This is a genomic window from Nocardia sp. CA-107356 (assembly GCF_050946365.1).
In the GTDB taxonomy this organism is placed as follows: domain Bacteria; phylum Actinomycetota; class Actinomycetes; order Mycobacteriales; family Mycobacteriaceae; genus Nocardia.
Genome location: NZ_CP191992.1, coordinates 5630415 through 5651792, shown reverse-complemented (window position 1 = coordinate 5651792; position 21378 = coordinate 5630415). Strand labels below are relative to the sequence as shown.

The window sequence follows — 21378 nt, the reverse complement described above, 5'->3', positions numbered from 1 at the left end:
AAAACACGCTGGACGCTGCCGATAGATTGGGGACGTGCCGATTACCGTTCTCGTTGTCGATGACCAGGAACTCATGCGTATGGGGTTGAAGATGGTGCTCGGCGCGCATCCGGATATCGAGGTGATCGGAGAGGCCGAGAACGGCGCTATCGCGATAGCGCGGGCCAAGGAGTTGCGCCCGGATGTGGTGCTGATGGATGTGCGGATGCCGGTGGTCGATGGTGTGTCCGCCACGCAGCGCATCGTCGAGGCGGGCGACGGCTGCAAGGTCCTGGTGATGACGACCTTCGATCTCGACGAACACGCGCTCGGCGCGCTGCGGGCGGGGGCGAGCGGATTTCTGCTGAAGGACACACCGCCCGAGGATCTGGTCTCGGCGATCCGGAGCGTGGCCGGCGGTGATGCGGTGGTGTCGCCCAAGGTGACGAAGCGACTGTTGGACCGGCTCATCGCCGATGATCCCGGCGGCATGCGGGATCCGGTGGTGCTCGAGGTGCTGACCGCGCGGGAGCGCGAGGTGCTCGAGCAGATCGCGGCGGGGCGGTCCAATGCCGAGATCGCGGAGCAGTTGTACCTGTCCGAGGCAACCGTCAAGACGCACGTCGGGCGGGTACTGACGAAACTCGGTCTGCGCGACCGGGTTCAAGCGGTGGTGCTGGCATACGAGACCGGGCTGGTTCGACCCGGCGGGTGAGATCTCAGCGAGCTATCAGGGTGGCTCGGGAGAAAAACCGGACCGCGCGACGTTGAACCGGGTAGATCGTCCGAAAGGATCGCCATGCCCGCCGTACTGTTCGTGCTCTATGTCATCGTCGAGATCGCCGCGCTGATCGGCGTCGGTCACCTCATCGGTGTGATGCCGACCATTCTGCTGCTGATCGCCGGATCCGCCGCGGGCATGCTGCTCATCGGCTCACAGGGCCGTCGTGTCTTCGAACAGTTCCGCCGTGCCGGGCGCGGGGAAATCAATCCGGGCACCGCGGTCGCGGACGGCGCACTCGTCGCCGCGGGCGGATTCCTGATGTTCATCCCGGGCCTGGTCACCTCGGTCATCGGGCTGCTTCTGCTGCTGCCGCCGACCCGCTTCCTGGTCCGTCCGCTGGTGGCCGCCTTCGCGGCGCGCCGGTTCAGCCGCCTGGCCGCGGCGATGCCGTACCGCGGTGTGATCATCGACGGTGACGACGTGGTCGACGGCGTTGTGGTCACGGAGTGGTACGACGACCCGCGGCCGTCGACCCGGCCGGCCCTCCCATAGTGCCTGCTCGCGGCCGATCGAGGCTCGCGCGCGATTAAACCGTGCCAACTATCATGGCCGCGCCCATTTCCTGGGACGCCACAAGGGACTAGGGTGGCCGGATGGCGACCGAAGAGCTCACCGTCACGGTGAGTGAGGAGCTGGCGGCGGCGGTCAGGCAGGCCGCAGCCGCTGCGGGACAGTCGATTTCCGGATTCACAACGGCCGCGCTGCGGCTGGAACTGATCGCGGTCGAGGCGGGCATGCGGGCCGCGCCCGATCGCGGTGGCGCGCCGCCGAGATACGCGGAGGTCATGGCGGTGCTGGCGCAACCGGCGGACGTCTCCCCGACAACGCGGCTGTCCGACTCGAAGGACTGAAACGCGCATACGGCAGACTGGTCTCTCGTGAGTACCCAGTTGCTGATCGGCGGTCGTTTCTACAGTTCGAGTTCACCCGACGCGACGGCAATGGCCGTGACCGACGGGACCGTGGTGTGGCTGGGCGCCGAACAACCGGGGCGTGCGCTGCACCCGGGTGCGGAAATCATCGACTTGGACGGGGCTTTCGTCGCGCCCGCCTTCGTCGATCCGCATGTGCATGTGACGGCGCTGGGGTTGAAGCTGACCGGATTGGATCTGTCGGCAGCGCGGTCGCTCGACCACTGCCTGGAGCTGTTGCGTGCGTTCGCGGTGGCCCATCCCGATGGCGCGATCCTTGGCGACGGCTGGGATGAGACCGGATGGCCGCAGGGGCGACCGCCGACGATCGAGGAGATCGATGCGGCGGTGCGGCCGGGTCGGCAGGTGTATCTGTCGCGGGTGGACGCCCATTCGGCGGTGGTGTCCTCGGCATTGCTGAACGCGACGGTCACTGCGGCGGAAGGGTTCACCCGCGGTGAGCCGCTGCGCGCCGCGGCACATCATCTGGTGCGCGGCGAGGTGTTGGCGGGATTGGATCGCGCACAACGGGATCGGGCCCGCAAGGCCGCGTTGGATGCGGCGGCCGCGCGCGGCGTCGCCGCCGTGCACGAATGCGGTGGACCGGAGATCGCTGGGCGCACCGATATTCGCGAACTGCTCGAGTTCGAACACGGTGTCGAGGTGCGGGCCTATTGGGGCGAGGCCGTGCGCACCGTGGACGCGGCGCGATCGCTGATCGCCGAACTCGGGGTGCATGCGTTGGGCGGCGATCTCTTCGTCGACGGATCGATCGGCTCGCGCAGCGCCCGGCTGCGCGCGCCCTACGCCGACGACGGCGGAACCGGCCTCGGTTATCTCGATGCCGGCACGATCGCCGCACACGTGCGTGCCTGCACCGAGGCGGGCATCCAGGCCGGATTCCACGTCATCGGCGACGCTGCGATGGACGAGGTCGTCGCCGGTTTCGGACAGGTCGTCGATGCACTCGGCGGCCCGGCCGTCGCGGCGCGCGGTCACCGCGTCGAACATGCGGAGATGATCGACGCCGACCAGATCGCCCAGTTGGGTGCGTGGGGTGTAATCGCCAGCGTCCAACCGGGCTTCGACGCGACCTGGGGCGGTCCGGACGGTATGTACGCCACCCGCCTCGGCCCCGAACGTGCCGCCGCCCTGAATCCCTTCGCGGCCATGGCCGCCGCGGGTATTGCCCTTGCCATCGGCTCGGACGCCCCCGTCACCGCCCTCGACCCCTGGTCCGCCATCCGCGCCGCGGTCAACCACCGCACCCCCGGCCACGGCCTCTCACCCCGCGCCGCCTTCGCCGCCGCCACCCGCGGCGCTTGGCGCGCTGGTGGCGTCCGCGATGGTCTGGCGGGCACGCTGGTGCCAGGAGCCCCCGGCTCCTACGCGATCTGGGATGCCGACGACCTCGTCGTCGCCGCGGCCGCCGACACCGTCCAACGCTGGTCCACCGACCCCCGCTCCCGAGTCCCCGGCCTCCCGCCGCTCGACCCCGACGCGAAACTCCCCACCTGCCTGCGCACCGTCCACCGCGGAGTAACGATCCATGAGGCCTGAAACACCCCGGATTCCCGGCCCACACCCGCATTCCTGGTACCGCGAAGCCGAATACGTGACGAAAGTGCCGAAAATCGCGTCACTCGACCGGGCGGTGGGGGAGTACCGATGAGCGACGGTGCTGCCGCGACGGCGCTGACCCGGATCGCCACCACGCTCGGTCGGTATCCGGTGCCGAGTCGGGTGGTGGCGGCGGTGGTCGCGGGGTTGCTGATTTTCGGGAGCTTCCCGCCACGGCCGTACTGGTTCCTCGCGCCGATCGGAATCGCGGTGTTGACGCTGACCGTGCGTGGTGCCGGGCGGCTGCGGGGCGGGTTCGGATACGGGTTGCTTGCGGGACTCGGGTTCTTCGTGCCGTTGCTGCCATGGACCGGGATCTATGTGGGGCCGGTGCCGTGGCTCGCGTTGTCGACAGTGTGTTCCTTATATATAGGACTTTTCGGGCTCGTGACCCGGTTGTTGTTCGCACTGCCGGGATGGCCGGTGTGGGTGGCATTGGCATGGACGGCCACCGAGTGGCTGCGGTCGAGTTTTCCGTTCGGCGGATTTCCGTGGGGGCGCTTGGCATTCGGGCAGGCCGATGGTTGGTATCTGTCGCTCGCCATGGTGGGCGGTGCGCCGCTCATCGGATTCGCGGTGGCGCTCACCGCAACCGCGGCGGCAGCACTGCTCGTACACCTGTGGGCTCGAATGACGGTCGCGCCGACGGCGGGCGGAAAACTCGCTGGTCCCACTACCACGACGCGCCTCGGAGTGATTGCCGCGGCGGCAACTCTGGTCGTTGTCCCGGTTGCCGGACTGATCCTGCGGACCACGCTGCCCGGCCCGCAGGAGGGCGACCGGATGATCACGGTCGCCGCCATCCAGGGCAGTGTGCCCCGGCTCGGTTTGGATTTCAATGCGCAGCGGCGCGCTGTGCTGGACAACCACGTCCGGCGTACCGAGGAATTGGCTCGGGAAGTCGCACAGGGCCGGGTCCGCAAGCCCGATGTGGTGATCTGGCCGGAGAACTCCTCCGATATCGATCCGCTGCGCAATGACGATGCGGCCGCCGAGATCACCGGAGCCTCCGAGCAGATCGGCGCGCCCATTCTCGTCGGCGCGGTGCTGGTGAACGGCGACCGCACGACGTCGAACTCGGTGATCGTCTGGAACGGCGCGGCCGGGCCGGGGGAGCGCCACGACAAGAAGATCATCCAGCCGTTCGGCGAATACCTACCCATGCGCGGCTTCTTCCGGTTGTTCTCCGAATACGCCGATCGCGCCGGATACTTCGTGCCGGGAAACGGTGACGGCACGGTCCATGCGGACGGCGTCGACATCGGCGTCGCGACCTGCTACGAGGTTGCCTTCGACCGCGCCTTCCGCGATTCGATGCACGCGGGCGCGCAATTGCTGACCGTACCCACCAATAACGCCACCTTCGGCGACAGTGAGATGACCTACCAGCAGCTGGCCATGTCCCGGGTCCGCGCCGTCGAGCACGGTCGTGCCCTGGTGGTCGCCGCCACCTCGGGCGTCAGCGCCATCGTCGCCGCGGATGGCGCGGTTGTGCAGCAGACCCCGAAGTTCGCCCCCGCCGCACTGGTCGCCGAACTGCCGTTGCGCAGCACTACCACACTCGCGACCCGTTTCGGCCCCGCACCGGAACTGCTCTCGGTTATCATGACCGCTGCTGCCTTTGTGGTGGCAGCTATTCGGCAGCGAAATGCGCGCGGCAGGATCCCGACCGACGAAGACGCCACCACGGATCAGCCGGTCGGTTGAACATGTCAGACCTGTTGAAGACGGCGTAAAAGCATTCCCTCTAACCGAACATTCGGTTTGTTACGGGGCTGGTGTTACCCACAGTTGGACGCCCCGGGCGTTAGCCTGTCGTTTGCTAGACTGTCGCCAAGCTGCGGCGCTCTTCCTTTCGTGACGGCTGCGTCCCTGTATATCCACCGTGGAACCGGCATTATGGCCATATTTGCGGACAGGTAGCCATTGAAAGTGCGCTGCTGCCAACGTCGTTCGAAGTGAAACAAATCCGCAACGCTGGCCATCCGCTGCATCCGATGCTCCGAATCAATGGGCGTGGATCACGTCCTACGGCTGGCGCGTGCGCGCCTGCGGTGGCGGTGCTCGGGGAGATGCGCATCAACAGCGGCAGAAGGAGTGATTGATGAGTTCATTGGCCACGGATCGCGTCGACCAATGCTCTTCCGGTGAATTCTCGGCACAACCATTCGCACTGTCGCCCGCGCAAACGGCCCTGTGGTACGCCCAACGAATCCGCCCCGACGTCCCGCTCACCATCGCCCAGTATGTCGAGATCCATGGCGACCTGGATGTCGGTCGTCTGCTCTATTCGATCGAACGGTTCGGAGCCGAAACAGAGGTCGGGCATGTCCGGCTGGTCGAGATCGACGGCGTTCCGCACCAGGTAATCGACCACACCCGCCGCCCTGGTTGGGCGCGGATCGATCTGCGCGCCGAGCCTGATCCGCACGCGGCCGCACTGCGCTGGATGAACGAGCACGCCAGTTCGCCGATCGATCTCGAGAACGATCCGCTGACCACGAACATAGTGTTGCGGACCGGCGACGCGGACTACATCTGGTACGCACGCGCCCATCACATCGTGATCGACGGCTACGGCGCGATGAACGCACTCACCCGCACCGCGGAGATCTATACGGCGGTGGAGAACCGCACCGAACCCGCGATCTCCCGCGCGACGCCGCTGGCCACTATCTATGCGGACGAATCCACCTACCGCGACTCCAGCCGGTTCCGCAACGACCGCGACTACTGGCTCGAGCAATTGGCGGGCGCGGGTGGGCCGATGACGCTGTCCAGCGTGAACGGCCTGACCGCCGCCCCCGAAGCGGGGCGGCGGCGTGCTTGCGCGGTCCTGGACGAACGCGCCGAGGCGGCCATGACCGCGGCGACGGCCGCGCTCGAGACCCACAACAGCTCGACCATGTTCGTCGCGGCACTGGCCTGCTATGTGCGGTCGGTGACCGGCAATCCGGATGTGGTGCTGAGCCTGCCGGTTTCGGCACGGACCACGGTCGCGCTGCGCCGGTCCGCAGGTGTGGTCTCCAATGTGGTGCCGATCCGGCTGCGGTTCGATGCCGAAACCACCGTCCGCGACGTGGTGCGTAGCGCGGAATTGCAGATCACCGGCGCGCTGCGGCATCAGCGCTATCGCCACGACGACATCCGCCGCGACTGCGGCTACTCCCGTGACGCGCGCGGTTTCTTCGGCCCGATGGTCAACATCATGCTGTTCCATACCGAGCTGAAATTCGGCAGTCTGCTCGGCTCGCTGCACGTGCTCGCCACCGGCCCGGTCGAGGACCTGTCCATCAACCTGTACAACGGCGAGGGCGGTCGCATCCACGTCGACTTCGAGGCCAACCCGCGGCTCTACGCGGAGCCCGAGGTCACGGCGCACCACGCCCGGTTCCTGGACTACCTGACCCGATTCCTCGCCGCCGAGCCCGATACCAATGCCGAAAGCCTCGCCGCGATCACCGACGACGAGCGCGAGCGCGTACTGCGCACCTGGAACGCCACCGAGACGGCACCTCATCAGGGCACCCTGTCCGATCTGTTCACCGATCGCGCGATGATCTGCTCGGATACGGTCGCGCTCGAATTCGCCGGCGAGACACTGACTTACCGCGAACTCGACCAGCGGGCCAACCGGCTGGCTCGACTGCTGATCGACCGCGGCGCAGGTCCGGAGACGGTGGTCGCCCTGTGCCTGCGGCGCAGCATCGAACTCGTCGTCGGCATGTACGCGATCATCAAGGCGGGCGCGGCCTACCTGCCCCTTGATACCGACAACCCCGCCGACCGGATCGATCAGATCCTCCAGCAGGCCGACCCCGTGTGCGTATTGACCGCGACCCGAGACGAACTCACGCTCCCGGAGCGCACGGCCGTGCTGGCCATCGACACCATCGACCTGTCGAATTTCGCCGCCGCCCCGATCACCGACACCGACCGCCGCGCCCCGCTACGTACCGACCACCTCGCCTACGTGATCTTCACCTCCGGCTCGACCGGGAAGCCCAAGGGCGTCGGGGTAACCCACGCCGCGATCGTCAACCGGCTGCGTTGGATGCAGCAGGAGTACCCCCTCGACGGCACCGACGCCGTCCTGCAGAAGACTCCGGCCACTTTCGACGTCTCGGTCTGGGAATTCTTTTGGCCCTTGCAGATCGGCGCGCGACTGGTTATCGCCGAACCCGACGGGCACCGCGATCCGGACTACCTGGCCCGGATTATCAGCGAAAAGTCCATCACGACGGCGCATTTCGTGCCCTCCATGCTCTCGGTGTTCGTCACCGACACCGATGTGCGCAGTTGCACCGGCCTGCGCCGGGTGTTCTGCAGCGGTGAAGCATTGCCCGCGGCTACCGTGCGCGATTTCCACGCCGCCCTGCACGGGCCGGAACTGCACAATCTGTACGGACCGACCGAAGCCGCCGTCGACGTCACCTACTGGCCGTGCCCGGCCGACCCGACCACCGTGCCCATCGGATCTCCGGTCTGGAACACCCAGACCTACGTCCTCGACTCGCTCCTGCGGCCGGTGCCGCCGGGGGTCGTGGGGGAGCTGTACCTCGCGGGCGTCCAGCTGGCGCGCGGGTATCTCGGCCAATCGAGGCTTACTGCCGACCGTTTCGTGGCCAACCCGTTCACGCCCGGCACCCGGATGTACCGCACCGGCGACTTGGCCCGCTGGCAGGGCAATCCGGATCTCGGCCAGCACGACGGTGATTCGGACTGTGGCGTGCTGGAATACGTGGGCCGCAGCGACTTCCAGGTCAAGATCCGTGGCCTGCGCATCGAGCTCGGCGAGATCGAGGCGGCATTGCTGGCCGACGAGCGGATCGCGCGCGCGGTGTGCGTGGCTCACGCCAGCCGCACCGGCGACGAGCTCGCCGCCTATGTTGTCGCCGCTCCGGCATTCACGGCCGAGCTGGACACCACCACACTGCTGAATGCATTGCGCCGCACCCTGCCCAGCTACATGGTGCCCGCCTCCCTGATGGTCCTCGATGAACTACCGCTCAGTGCGAACGGCAAGATCGACCGCAAAGCCCTGCCCGAACCCATCATCGCCCGCCCCCTCGGTCTGGTCACCGCCGAACCGCGCAGCGAGGTGGAACGGGTACTCGCCGGCATCTTCAGCGAAGTCCTGTGCATCGACGAAATCGGTGTCGAGGACGGCTTTTTCGACCTGGGCGGCAATTCGCTCATCGCCGCACGCGCGGTGGCGCGGATCAACGCCACGCTCGGCGCCGGGCTGACCATCCGTGACCTGTTCGAGGCCTCGACCATCGCCGCGCTCAGTGAGCGCTTCGCCGCACACAACCCGGATGCGTCCTCCCCGAAACTGGTCCCGGCCGAACGGCCGCGACGGATTCCGCTGTCGCTGGCCCAGCAGCGGCTGTGGATCCTCAACCGTTTCGCCGAACACGCCGCCGCATACAACATGCCGCTGGCCGTCGAAATCGACGGGCCGATCGATCTCGTGGCGCTGCGGGCCGGGCTCGTCGATGTGATCGAGCGCCACGAATCCCTGCGCACCACCTTCCCGGACGGGGCGGACGGACCCTGCCAGCTGATACATCCTGCTACCGAGATTCCCCTCACCCTGGACCCGATCGACGCCATCGGCGCCGATGTACGCGCACTCGCCGAGGAGTTCGCCGGGTACGGCTTCGATCTGCGCAGCCAGGCCCCGATTCGGGTCGCGCTGTGGACCACCGGACCGGATCGGCACATCTTCCTCGTTGTGTTGCACCACATCTGCGGTGACGGCTGGTCGGTGGCACCATTGGCCAGAGACCTGATGTCCGCCGTCACCGCGCGCGCGGAGGGCACCACGCCGCACTGGACACCGCTGCCGGTCCAGTACGCCGATTTCGCACTGTGGCAACGGGAACTGCTCGGTGACGAAGCCGATCCGGCAAGTGCGCTGAGCCGTCAGCTCGCCTACTGGCGCTCGGGCCTGCGCGGCCTGCCCGACCAGCTCGACCTGCCGCTGGATCGTCCGCGCCCTCTGCGCCGCTCGACCACCGGCGGCCGGGTCGAGTTCACCATCGCACCCGAGATCCGCCGCGCCGCGGGCGAACTCGCGGCCAGCCGGGGCGTCAGCATGTTCATGGTGCTGCACGCGGCTCTGGCCACCCTGCTGGCGCGGCTGTGCGCGAGTACCGATATCGCCATCGGCACCCCGATCGCGGGTCGCTCCGACCCGGCGCTCGACGACCTGGTCGGTATGTTCGTCAATACGCTGGTGCTGCGGACCGAGGTCGATCCGGCCGCCGGATTCGACCAGATGCTCGATGTGGTCCGCGAAACCGATCTGAACGCCTTCGCCAACGCGGATGTGCCGTTCGAGCGGCTGGTCGAGCTCGTCAACCCGGAGCGCTCCGCCGCCAGGCATCCGCTGTTCCAGGTGATGTTGTCCTACGATCGCGCACCCGATCTGAGCATCAAACTGCCCGGCGTGCAGGCGCGGGTGTTGCCGATCGCCGCCGATATCGCCAAATTCGATCTGCAGCTGGAGGTACACGACGGCCTGTCCGATGGTCCATTGCACGCCGAATTCGGCTATGCCACAGATATTTTCGACCAGCGCACGGTCGAATCGTTCGCCCATCGCTTCATCGCCGTACTCGGTGCCGTTGTCGCCGCACCGAATATGCCGGTCGGTGATCTGGACGTTCTGGATACGCGCGAGACCGCGAAGCTGGTGCCGATCGCCGGCGCGCCCGGCGAACCGTCGATCACCCTGGCGCGGTTGCTCAGCGACACCGCCGAGCGGGTGCCCGATGCGATCGCCGTGCGTTACAAGAGCGTCGACACCAGCTACTGCGAACTCGACGAGATGTCGAATCGCCTGGCGCGCACCCTGATCGAACACGGCGCCGGACCCGAGGTCGTGGTGGCGATCGCGCTGCCGCGCAGCCTCGACTCGATCGCGGCCATCTGGGCAGTCGCGAAAACCGGTGCGGCATATGTGCCGATCGATCCGAGCTATCCGGCCGAGCGGATCGGGCATATGATCGCTGATTCCGGCGCCATGCTCGGACTCACCGTGCCGGATTGCCTGGCCGCCCTGCCCGCCTGGCCCGCGGCCCGCGGCAAACACCGCAAGCACTATGTCGACTGGCTGGTGCTCGGCTCCGACGAGCTGGCCACTGAATCCGCGCGCTACGGTACCGATCCCATCACCGACGCGGACCGGCATTACCCGCTGCGCACCGGACATCCGGCCTATCTGATCTACACCTCGGGTTCCACCGGAAAGCCCAAGGCGGTCATCGTCACCCACGCCGGTATCGCCTCGCTCGCGAACGAGCAGATGCACCTGTTCGGCGTGACGGATTCGGCACGGACACTGCACTTCTCCTCGCCCAGTTTCGATGCGTCGGTGCTGGAAATGCTGCTCGGCTTCGCGGCGGGCGCGACCATCGTCGTCGCACCCGCTGGCATGTACGGCGGTGCCGAACTCGCCGAGTTGCTGCGCACGGAGCGGGTCACGCATGCCTTCATCACCCCGGCCGCGCTGGCCACCGTGCCGAACGAGGGACTCGACGAACTCGAGGCCGTCATCGTCGGTGGTGAGGCGTGCTCGGACGAACTGGTCGAGCGCTGGTCGCGCGGGCATCGCATGCACAACATGTACGGACCGTCGGAGGCGACCGTCGCGGCCACCGCCAGCGGTCCGATGCACGCGGGCCGCGCGGTACCACTCGGCATGCCGGTGCGCGGCATGCGGCTGTTCGTACTCGACGGTCGACTGCATCCGGTGCCGCCGGGTACGCCGGGGGAGCTCTACCTGTCCGGTCCCGGTCTGGCGCGCGGCTATCTCGGCCGCTACAGCCTTACCGCACAACGCTTTCCGGCCAACCCGCTCGGCCGGCGTGGCGAGCGGATGTACCGCACCGGCGACCTCGTGGTCTCCGATCCGACCGGGCAGCTGCGCTTCCTCGGCCGCGCCGACGACCAGATCAAGATCCGCGGCTTCCGCATCGAACTGCGCGAGATCGACCATGTACTTCGGGCGCACCCGGGGGTGCGGCGCGCGCTCACGGTCGTACACACCGACGATGAGGGCGAGACCCGCCTGGTCGCCTATGTGACCGCGGACGAGGCGATCGATGCCGCCGATATCACCGAGACCGCACGGCAGCGGCTGCCCGGCTACATGGTGCCCGCCTCGATCGCCGTACTCGACGAGATGCCGGTGACCCCGGCCGGCAAACTCGACCGAAAGGCCTTGCCTGCACCGGTTTTCGCGGCAGCCGGTACCTCGCGCGCCCCGCGCACCGAGCTGGAACGACAGGTCGCCGTTGTGTTCGGCGATATCCTCGGTCACCCCGTGACCGGCGCCGAGGACAGCTTCTTCGACGTGGGCGGCAATTCGCTGCTCGCCACCCGGCTCGCGGCCGCGCTATACGAGGAGTTCGGTGTCGACCTGCCGGTACGGCTGATCTTCGAGACGCCGACGGTGGCCGGGATCGCGGCACGCATAACGGAAGCGCCCCGGACGCAACGGATGGCGCTGGCTGTGCATATCCCGCGTCCGGGACGCATTCCATTGTCGCTGCCCCAGCAGCGACTGTGGTTCCTCAATCGATTCTCTCCCGAATCGAGTGCGTACAACATCGCATTCGTCATTCGAATCGACGGCGATCTGGATGTGCCCGCTCTGCGCGCGGCGCTGACCGACGTGGTGGAACGACATGAGGTGCTGCGCACCGTCTTTCCCGAGGACAGTGCGGGCGCACAGCAATCGGTGCTGCCCACCGCCCGCGCCGTGCCGGTACTCGACGTGGTGCCGACCGACGACGGCGCCGCCGAACAGGCGCTGCGGGCATTCGCGCGTACCGGATTCGATCTCACCAGGGACATCCCGCTGCGGATCACCTTGCTGCGCACCGAAACTCGACGACATCTGCTCGGCATCGTGCTGCACCATATCGCCGCCGACGGCTGGTCGCTCGGACCGTTGACCAAAGATCTGGCGGCCGCCTATATGGCCAGGCACGAGGGCGGTGTACCCGCCTGGACGCCACTTCCGGTGCAGTACGCGGACTTCGGGCTGTGGCAGCGCGCCTACCTCGGCGACGAGGCCGATCCGCAGAGCCTCGCGACCGAACAGCTCGCGTACTGGCGCACCGCGCTCGCGGATCTACCCGAGGAACTGCCGCTGCCCTACGACCGGCCGCGCCCGGCCCAGCCGACACAGCAGGCGGGCACCGTGCGCTTCAGTGTGCCCGGGCCGGTGCAGCAGGCTCTGGGCGAACTCGCGCGCAAACAAGGCGTCAGCACATTCATGGTGCTGCGTTCGGCGCTCGCGGTCTTGTTGCGCTTCGTTACCGGTGGTCGCGATATTGTGATCGGCACGCCGGTCGCGGGCCGCAACGACACCAAGCTCGACGAGTTGGTCGGCATGTTCGTCAACACGCTGGTATTGCGTTCGGACGTGGCCCCGGACATTTCGTTCGCGAGGCTGTTGGGCGCGGATCGGGATACCGAGCTGGCCGCCCTGGCGCACGGCGATGTTCCCTTCGAGCGCATCGTCAAGGAACTGGGCCGCGGCGCCCGTGGTGGCAGTCGCCATCCGCTGTTCCAGGTGGCGCTGACGGTGCAGGACCGGCCGGTGCCGTCGCTCGAACTGCCCGGCCTGGCACTGCGCGCCGAAGAACTGGATATCGCGCTGGCGAAATTCGACCTGGAGCTGCGGGTGGCGGCGTTGTCCCCCGACACCGGTTCGAGCGATCCTTGGCATGCGTTCGAATTCGTCTACGCCGCTGAGCTTTTCGATGCCACGACGATCAAGACGCTGGCCGATCGGTTCCTGGCGGTGCTGGCGGCCATTACCGTTACCCCACGGGTGCTGGTTCGAGATATCGACGCGCGCACCGAATTCGAGCGACGTGTGCTGACCCCGGCCACCGGCGCGCCGACCACCCCACAGTGCACGCTGGCCGCGTATTTCACGGCGACCGCGTATCGGAATCTGCACCGCACGGCCATTCGAGCGGGCGGCATCTCGCTGACCTACGCCGAGGTCGACCGGCGCTCGAATCGCTTGGCGCGGGCGCTGATCGAACGAGGTTTCGGTGTGGGGGACCGGGTAGCGCTCGGCCTGACCCGCTCGATCGAATCGGTCGTCACGATGCTCGCCGTCGCCAAATCCGGTGCGGCGTTCGTGCCGGTCGATCCGAACTACCCGGTCGACCGGTTGCGGCACATGCTGGTGGACTCCGGCTGCCGGGTCGGGATCACAGTGTCCGCGCATGCCGATCGGCTGCGCGCGGCAGACGGACCGGTCACCGACTGGTTGCTGCTGGATGATCCCGAATTCGCCGATGAACTGGCCGAACTCGATGACAGCCCGGTCGAGGATTACGACCGCCTGCGCACGACCGACATCGGCGATCTGGCGTATGTGATCTACACCTCGGGCTCGACCGGAAAACCCAAGGGCGTGGCCGTCACACACAGCGGCCTGTCGAATTTCGGCGACGAGGTCCGCGAGCGCATGCGGATCGACCAGGATTCGCGCACGCTGCACTTCTCCTCACCGAGTTTCGACGCGGCCATCTTGGACCTGCTGCTCGCGATCGGATCCGGCGCGGCCATGGTGGTCTGCCCAACGGATATCTACGGTGGCGACGAACTGGCCGCGCTGCTGGAGCGCGAACGCGTCACCCATGCGTTCATCACCCCGGCCGCGCTGGCCACCATTGATCGGGAGCGGTGGTCATTGCCGAACCTGCGTGCGCTGCTGGTGGGTGGTGAGGCCGTCGGTGCCGAGTTGGTGGCCCGCTGGGCGCCGGGCCGGCAGATGCACAACGTCTACGGGCCGACCGAAACCACTGTCGTCGTCACGATCTCCGATCCGCTGGCGGTCGGTGGACCGATCACCATCGGCACCCCGGTGCGCGGTGCGCGGGCGCTGGTACTCGACGAGGGGATGCGCCCGGTGCCGGTCGGCGTGCCCGGCGACCTGTACCTCGGCGGATTCGGTGTCACGCGTGGGTATCTCGACCGGTTCGAGCTCACCGCGACGCGGTTCGTCGCCGACCCCTACGGTCCCGCAGGTTCGCGGATGTACCGCAGCGGTGATGTGGTGCGCTGGAATGCCGCGGGCGAAATCGTCTACCTCGGGCGCAGTGACCATCAGGTGAAGGTGCGCGGTTTCCGCATCGAACTCAGTGAGATCACCAGTGTGCTCGTCGAACATCGGGACGTGCGGTTCGCGCACACCGAGGTCCGCCACATCGCGAGTGCGGACCGGATCATCTCGTTCATTCAGCCCGCCGACGAAACCGGCACGCTGGATGTCGACGCGGTGCGCGCCCACGTCGCCGAAAAGCTGCCCGCGCATATGGTTCCGGCCAGTATCACCGTGCTGGACGGGATTCCGCTGACCCCGACCGGCAAGTTGGATATCGCCGCACTGCCGGAACCGCAGTTGACGGTGCGCGCGGCGCTGCGCGCACCCGAGACCGCCTCCGAGCGACTGGTCGCCGAGGTGATGGGCGAATTGCTCGGCATCGAAACCGTGAGCGCCGACGACAGCTTCTTCGATATCGGCGGAAACTCGCTGCTGGCAACGCAACTCGTGACCCGGCTGGCCGCTGCGACGAATACCCGGCTCGAGGTGCGCGCCGTCTTCGCGACGCCGACGGTCGCCGACCTCGCGGCGCTGCTCGATTCCGGAACCGGTGCGAACACCGGGCTGGAGTTGGTGCGCCGCGAGCGACCGGAGCGGATTCCGTTGTCGGCCGCCCAGTACCGGCTGTGGTTCCTGAACCGGTTCAACGAGATCGGCGCCGATGCGGACCATACCGCTGGTGCGTACAACATTCCGGTCGTATTGCGCCTGCACGGCGAGCTGAATGCCGACGCGCTGACGCGGGCGCTGCACGCGGTGCAATGGCGGCACGAAACGCTGCGCACGGTGTTCCCCGAGATCGATGGGGCACCGGTGCAGCAGGTGCTCGATCCCGCCGATGCCGAGGTCGCGCTGTTCGTCGCGACGATGCCGCCCGCGGAAGTTCCCGGCGCTGTCCAGGATTTCGCGACGCCGGGATTCGACCTGGCGACGACCGTGCCGATCCGCGCCGCGCTGATCACGGTCGATACGGCCGCAGCCACCGACGCGCCGCCAGCGGCGTCGACCGAGCACGTCCTGGTACTGGTCGTGCACCACATCGCCATGGACGGCTGGTCGCTGGAACCTCTGGCCGCCGACGTGGCAGTCGCATACCGAGCGGCGTGCGAGGACCAGACCCCCGACTGGCAGGAATCCGAGATCCAATACGCGGATTACACACTGTGGCACCAGGACACGCTCGGCAGCGAGGACGAGCCGGATTCGGTGGTGAACCGCCAGCTCGATTACTGGCGGCGCACCCTCGACGGGATCCCGGAGCTGCTGAGCCTGCCCGCGGATCGGCCGCGCCCGCCCGCACCGACCTACCGCGGCGGCACCGTCGAATGTGCGATCGACCCGTTCGCCCATCGGGAACTGCGGAGGATCGCTACCGGCAATAACGTCAGCATGTTCATGGTGCTGCACGCCGCGCTAGCGGTGCTGCTGCACCGGATGACCGCGACCGATGACATCGTGGTCGGCACCCCGATCGCCGGGCGCGGCCATCCCGCGCTGGACCGGATGGTCGGCATGTTCGTGAACACACTGGTACTGCGCACCCGGATCGATCCCGACGCCAGGTTCACCGATCTGCTGCACAAGGTGCGCGACACCGATCTGGATGCGTTCGCGCACGCCGACCTGCCGTTCGAACGCCTCGTCGAGGTGCTGAATCCGGTTCGTTCGCAGGCCCATCACCCGATGTTCCAGGTGATGCTGTCGGTGCAGAACCATCCGGCGCGGGTGCTGGAACTGCCCGGTCTGCGCATCGAGGCGGAGGATGTCGACACCGGTATCGCGAAATTCGATGTGCAGTTCACCCTGACCGAATCCCATACCGACACAAAGGAACCGGACGGGATCACGCTGTCGGTCAATTATGCGAGCGATCTGTTCGACGAGCAGACCGCAGAGTGGCTGGGTAGGCGACTGGTCCGCCTGCTCGCCGCCGTCGCCGCGAATCCGACCACTGCGGTGGGGGATCTGGAACTGCTCGATCCCGCGGAATGGTCCGGGCTGGCCCCAGTATGTGGCGCGCGGGCGGACCGGCCGGTCACCTTCCCGGAGCTGTTCGAGGCCGCGGTGAATGTCGACCGCAAGGCCATAGCGTTGCGCTCGGACGAGACCCAGGTGACCTACGATGCGCTCGACCGGTGGACCAACCGGCTGGCGCGGGTGCTCATGGAACGCGGCGTCGGTCCGGAAACACTGGTGGCGCTGGGGATTCCGCGTTCGGTCGAATCGGTCGCGACCATGCTCGCGGTGGCCAAGGCGGGTGCGGCGTTCGTGCCGGTCGATCCGATGTATCCAGCACACCGGATCAGTCACATGCTCACCGACTCCGGTGCGGCGCTGGGGATCACGCTGGCCGAGCACTGCGATCGGATGCCCGGCGATGCCGAATGGATCGTGCTCGACGACGCTGAATTCCGTGGTCGGGTGCTGGACGCGCTTGATGAGCGGATCACCTCGGGGGAGCGGACCGCCCCGCTGCGGATGGACAATCCGGCGTACGTCATCTACACCTCCGGCTCGACCGGCACACCCAAGGGCGTGGTGGTCACGCACGGTGGGCTGTCGAACTTTGCCGCGGAGACCGCGCAGCGCTTCGACGTCCACCCCGGTTGCCGGGTCCTGCATTTCGCGACGCCGAGCTTCGACGCCGCCATGCTCGACCTGCTGCTCGCGCTGGGTGGCGCGGCGACGCTGGTGATCACGCCATCCGGTGTGGTCGGCGGTGCCGAACTGGGCAAGGTATTCATCGACGAGGGAATCACGCACGCGTTCATCACCACCTCGGCACTGGGCACGGTCGATCCGACCGGGGTCACCGAACTGGCACATGTACTGGTCGGCGGCGAGGCGTTGCCTCCGGATCTGGTGACTCGCTGGGCGCCGGGTCGCAATCTGTACAACGTGTACGGGCCGACCGAAACCACCATCGTCACAGTGATCTCGCAGCCCATGGTGCCCGGCGGGCCGATCACCATCGGCGGCCCGATCCGCGGTGTCAACGCGACCATCCTCGACGCGCGCCTGCATCCCGCTCCGGTCGGAGTGACCGGTGAATTGCATTTGGCGGGTAACGCTCTGGCGCGGGGCTACCTGAACCGACCGGGCCTGACCGCACAGCGATTCATCGCGAATCCGTACGGCAAACCGGGTGAAAGGATGTACCGCACCGGCGATCTCGCGCGGTGGTTCGGCCGCAGCTCCGCCGAGGCGCGCGAGATCGAATACGTCGGCCGCACCGACCATCAGGTGAAGATCCGCGGCTTCCGCATTGAACTCGGCGAGATCGATGCCGCACTCGCCCAGCATCACGCGGTGGAGTTCTCGACCACCATCGGGTACCGGACACCCGCCGGTGCCACGGTGTTGGTGTCCTATGTAAAGGCGCGCAACGGAATCACGTTGGGTGCTGCGGAGCTCACCGAGCACGTTGCCGCACGGGTGCCGAATTACATGGTGCCGCAATCGATCATGCTGATCGATGAGGTACCGCTCAGCCCGGTCGGCAAACTCGACCGAAACGCATTGCCGGAACCGGTCTTCAGCGCGAGCGAGGGCTATCGGGCGCCGACCACCCCGACCGAGGAGCAGCTGTGCGCCGCCTTCGCGACCGTGCTCGGTGTCGAAGTGGTTGGTGTCGACGATGGGTTCTTCGAACTCGGCGGCAACTCATTGCTGGCTACGAAGGTCGTGGCACAGCTGCGTGCCAATGGGATCGATCTCCCGGTGCAGCTGATGTTCGGCGACTCCACCCCGGCCGCCATCGCGGCTCGGCTGGACGGAACCGGCGCCACTGGAGCGGCGATCGCCGCGACGCTGGAACCGGTATTGCCGATCCGCGCCCGCACGGCCGCGAGCCGGGCCCCGCTGTTCTGCATCCATCCCGCGATCGGACTGGCCTGGTGCTACTCGGGTCTGCTCGCGTATCTCGCGCCGGACCGCCCGGTGTACGGACTGCAGGCACCGCATGTCGCGGGCGAGGACGGGTTCGATTCGATCGGCGAGGCCGCGGAAAACTATGTGGCGCATATCAAGTCGATTCAGCCACAGGGGCCGTACCACCTGCTCGGCTGGTCGCTGGGCGGCCTGATCGCGCATGAGGTCGCGATCCAACTGCAGGAGGCGGGTGACGAGGTCGCGCTGCTGTCGATGATGGACAGCTACCAGCTGACCGACGAATGGCTCGAGCACGCGATCCCGACCATCGCCGAGATCATCGGCGAATTCGGCAGCGACGCACTGGGCGACGACGAGGAATTCGACCAGCGCATGAGCTTGCGCGACGCCGCGGAACTGCTGCGCTCACGCCCCGGCCCGTTCGCCGCGCTGACTGTCGAGCACCTGGAGCGCCTCTACGCGGGCTACACCAACGGCACCGTCCTCGCCCACGGTTTCCGCCCGCGCACTTTCGACGGCGACCTCCTGTTCTTCACCGCGGGCGATGACGAAATCAACTGCACCGACCCCACCCGCTGCGCCGCGGCCTGGCAACCCTTCATCACCGGCACCATCCACAACCATGACGTGCGCTGCAAGCACTCGGCCATGACAACACCGGAATCACTCGCCGTCATCGGTCCCGTGCTCAACGAACATCTCGAAGACGCAGTGGCACCCGGGAAGGAGGCACGACGGTGAATGCCGAGGGCGCGACAGCCCGCTTGGTCACCGATGGTGCCAGGTGTGAGTTCGATGGCGTCGCGATCGGATGCGACTCGGTCTTGTACCAGTGCATCGGGATTCGCGTCGGCGCGGACGGCGGTGTGCGTCGGGGGGCATGGTCGTGAGAGAGCGTTTCGAACAATCCATGGACCCAGCACCCGGGGCCTCGAGCGAAACCTGGTGTTACCGAGGCGGATTCGCGCGAGATATCGACAGCGACCGCGCGTCGCTCGACACCGGTGCCGAGACCCGGAGAAGGAGCGAAATTTGAACGAGTGTCAGCGAGTGAACCGTCAGCGGAGCGCGCGAAGGCGCACGACGGGGCCGAGTGTTAGCGAGGTGCAGTCGTGAGCCTTGCTGTGGAGGTGCTCGGCCTGGTCAAGAATTACGGTCGGGTGCGGGTGCTGGACGAGATCGACCTACAGATCCCGGCGGGGACCGTGATGGGTCTGCTCGGTCCCAACGGTGCGGGTAAGACGACGACGGTGCGCATCGTGACCACACTGCTGCGGCCGTGCGCCGGGTCGGTGCGGGTCGCGGGTATCGACGTCTTGCGTGACCCGGCGGCGGCGCGGCGGCGGATCGGGTTGTCCGGTCAGTACGCGGCGGTCGACGCCAATCTGACCGGTTACGAGAATCTGCGCATGGTGGCGCGGCTATACGGAATGTCGCAGCGGCAGGCCACCTCTCGCGCAGCAGAACTGTTGAACGCCTTCGGTCTGGACCATGCCGCGCACCGCCGCGCGGGCACCTACTCCGGCGGTATGGCGCGGCGGCTCGACCTGGCCGGGGCATTGGTCGCCCGGCCCGCGGTCGTGGTGCTGGACGAGCCGACCACCGGACTGGATCCGCGTGGCCGACTCGATATGTGGCGCGTCATCGGCGATCTGGTCGATGACGGCACCACGGTGCTGCTCACCACCCAGTACCTGGAAGAGGCCGATCTGCTCGCCGACCGCATCACGGTCATCGATCGCGGTCGCGTCATCGCCAAGGGGTCGGCCGATGAGCTGAAAACCTCCATCGGCGGCGACCGGCTCACCGTCACTTTGGCCGCGGGCCAGGACGTGAAGCCAGCGCTGACGGTCCTGGCACAGGTCGGCATCGGTGAGCCGACCCACGATCCGGGTGCGGACGAAGCCTCCATCATGGTCGGCGACGGCTCGCGCACCATGGTCGAGGCGCTGCGCAGACTCGACGACGCCGGGGTGTGCGTGGTCGACGCCAACGTGCACCGGCCCAGCCTCGACGACGTATTCCTGTCCCTGACCGGCGCCGCCGCGCGCGAACCCGAGCCGGAATCCGACGAAGTACAAGAGGAGATCTTGTCTTGATGAGCACCGCAGTCGCGCGCGCCGAAGCGGCATCGACCGCGAAAACCGAATCACCCCAGGAGATTCCGCCCCCGCACGCCCGGATCATCCGGGACAGCGCCATCGTCGCCTACCGCAATCTGCTGACCATCCTGCGCGTCCCGACCCTGCTGGTAACCGCGACGATCCAGCCACTGATGTTCGTCTTCCTCTTCGCCTACATCTTCGGCGCCTCACTGGGCGGCGGCCAATATCGCGAATTCCTGCTCGCCGGAATCTTCACCCAGACAGTCGCTTTCAACGCCGCCTTCACCACCGTGGGCTTGGCGGGGGATCTGGAGAAGGGGATCATCGACCGCATGCGCACCCTGCCGATGTCGCGGCTGGCGGTGCTGATGGGCCGCACGCTCTCGGATCTGGTGGTGAACATCCTGAGTCTGGCCGTCATGGTCGGCTGCGGCTACGCGGTCGGCTGGCGCATCAACGGCGGTATCGCCGATGCTGCATTGGCGTTCGTGGTGATCCTGCTGTTCGCTTTCGCCATGTCCTGGGTCGGTGCGCTCACCGGTCTGCTCTCACCCACCGTCGAAGTGGCCCAGAGCGCGGGCCTGATCTGGCTGTTCCCCCTCACCTTCATCTCTTCGGCGTTCATCTCCGCGGAGTCACTCCCTGGACCCCTGCGCGCGATCGCCGAATGGAACCCCATTACCGCGGTGTCCGCCGCAGGCCGCAAACTCTTCGACAACGGCGCACCCCCCAGCTTCGGCACCCCCACCGGTTGGCCCGCCGACCACTGCGTCGAATACGCCGTAGCCTGCTCCCTTGCCATCCTTGTTGTCGTCGTTCCCCTGGCTCTGTTCCGCTACCGCAAGGTCGCCAGCAAGTAGTGCCGCTCACTCGCCGTCGAGCGGGTGACATGGTGGCTCGGGCTCGGTATGAGAAAGGCCGCTCGCATCGATTGATGCAAGCGGCCTT

8 protein-coding genes are annotated in these 21378 nt (G+C 67.2%); all 8 read left to right on the top strand.

Going from position 1 to position 21378, the window contains the following annotated elements; genetic code table 11:
* The first annotated feature begins 34 nt into the window (after positions 1 to 34).
* The 8 genes from ACQP1G_RS25570 to ACQP1G_RS25535 all read left to right on the top strand — a co-directional run bounded on the left by ACQP1G_RS25570 (position 35) and on the right by ACQP1G_RS25535 (position 21290).
* Positions 35 to 694, top strand: a complete 660-nt coding sequence (locus tag ACQP1G_RS25570) for a response regulator (protein WP_433192117.1) — start codon at positions 35 to 37, stop codon at positions 692 to 694.
* Positions 695 to 778: 84 nt separating this feature from the next.
* Entirely contained in the window at positions 779 to 1255 is a 477-nt protein-coding gene (locus ACQP1G_RS25565) for an FxsA family protein (protein WP_433192116.1), read from the top strand.
* Positions 1256 to 1356: 101 nt separating this feature from the next.
* Entirely contained in the window at positions 1357 to 1614 is a 258-nt protein-coding gene (locus ACQP1G_RS25560) for a hypothetical protein (protein WP_433192115.1), read from the top strand.
* 27 nt (positions 1615 to 1641) lie between these two features.
* Positions 1642 to 3234, top strand: coding sequence for an amidohydrolase (locus tag ACQP1G_RS25555; RefSeq protein WP_433192114.1), 1593 nt, complete (start codon positions 1642 to 1644; stop codon positions 3232 to 3234).
* A gap of 108 nt (positions 3235 to 3342) precedes the next feature.
* On the top strand, positions 3343 to 5001 hold the full coding sequence (gene lnt / locus ACQP1G_RS25550; protein WP_433192113.1) for an apolipoprotein N-acyltransferase: 1659 nt from the start codon (positions 3343 to 3345) through the stop codon (positions 4999 to 5001).
* Between the two features lie 397 nt (positions 5002 to 5398).
* Positions 5399 to 19066 (top strand): amino acid adenylation domain-containing protein, encoded by a 13668-nt coding sequence (locus ACQP1G_RS25545; RefSeq protein WP_433192112.1) that lies wholly within the window; start codon positions 5399 to 5401, stop codon positions 19064 to 19066.
* A 371-nt stretch (positions 19067 to 19437) separates the two neighbouring features.
* Complete coding sequence (locus ACQP1G_RS25540; protein WP_433192111.1) at positions 19438 to 20424, top strand: ATP-binding cassette domain-containing protein; 987 nt, start codon at positions 19438 to 19440, stop codon at positions 20422 to 20424.
* Positions 20424 to 21290 (top strand): ABC transporter permease, encoded by an 867-nt coding sequence (locus ACQP1G_RS25535; RefSeq protein ID WP_433192110.1) that lies wholly within the window; start codon positions 20424 to 20426, stop codon positions 21288 to 21290. The genes ACQP1G_RS25540 and ACQP1G_RS25535 overlap by 1 nt, the downstream gene beginning before the upstream one ends.
* Positions 21291 to 21378: the final 88 nt, after the last annotated feature.

Coding starts and splice junctions, on each gene's coding strand:
- ACQP1G_RS25545 (WP_433192112.1), top strand. CDS start 5,399: ATGAGTTCATTGGCCACGGATCGCGTCGACCAATGCTCTTCCGGTGAA.
- ACQP1G_RS25560 (WP_433192115.1), top strand. CDS start 1,357: ATGGCGACCGAAGAGCTCACCGTCACGGTGAGTGAGGAGCTGGCGGCG.
- lnt (WP_433192113.1), top strand. CDS start 3,343: ATGAGCGACGGTGCTGCCGCGACGGCGCTGACCCGGATCGCCACCACG.
- ACQP1G_RS25535 (WP_433192110.1), top strand. CDS start 20,424: ATGAGCACCGCAGTCGCGCGCGCCGAAGCGGCATCGACCGCGAAAACC.
- ACQP1G_RS25565 (WP_433192116.1), top strand. CDS start 779: ATGCCCGCCGTACTGTTCGTGCTCTATGTCATCGTCGAGATCGCCGCG.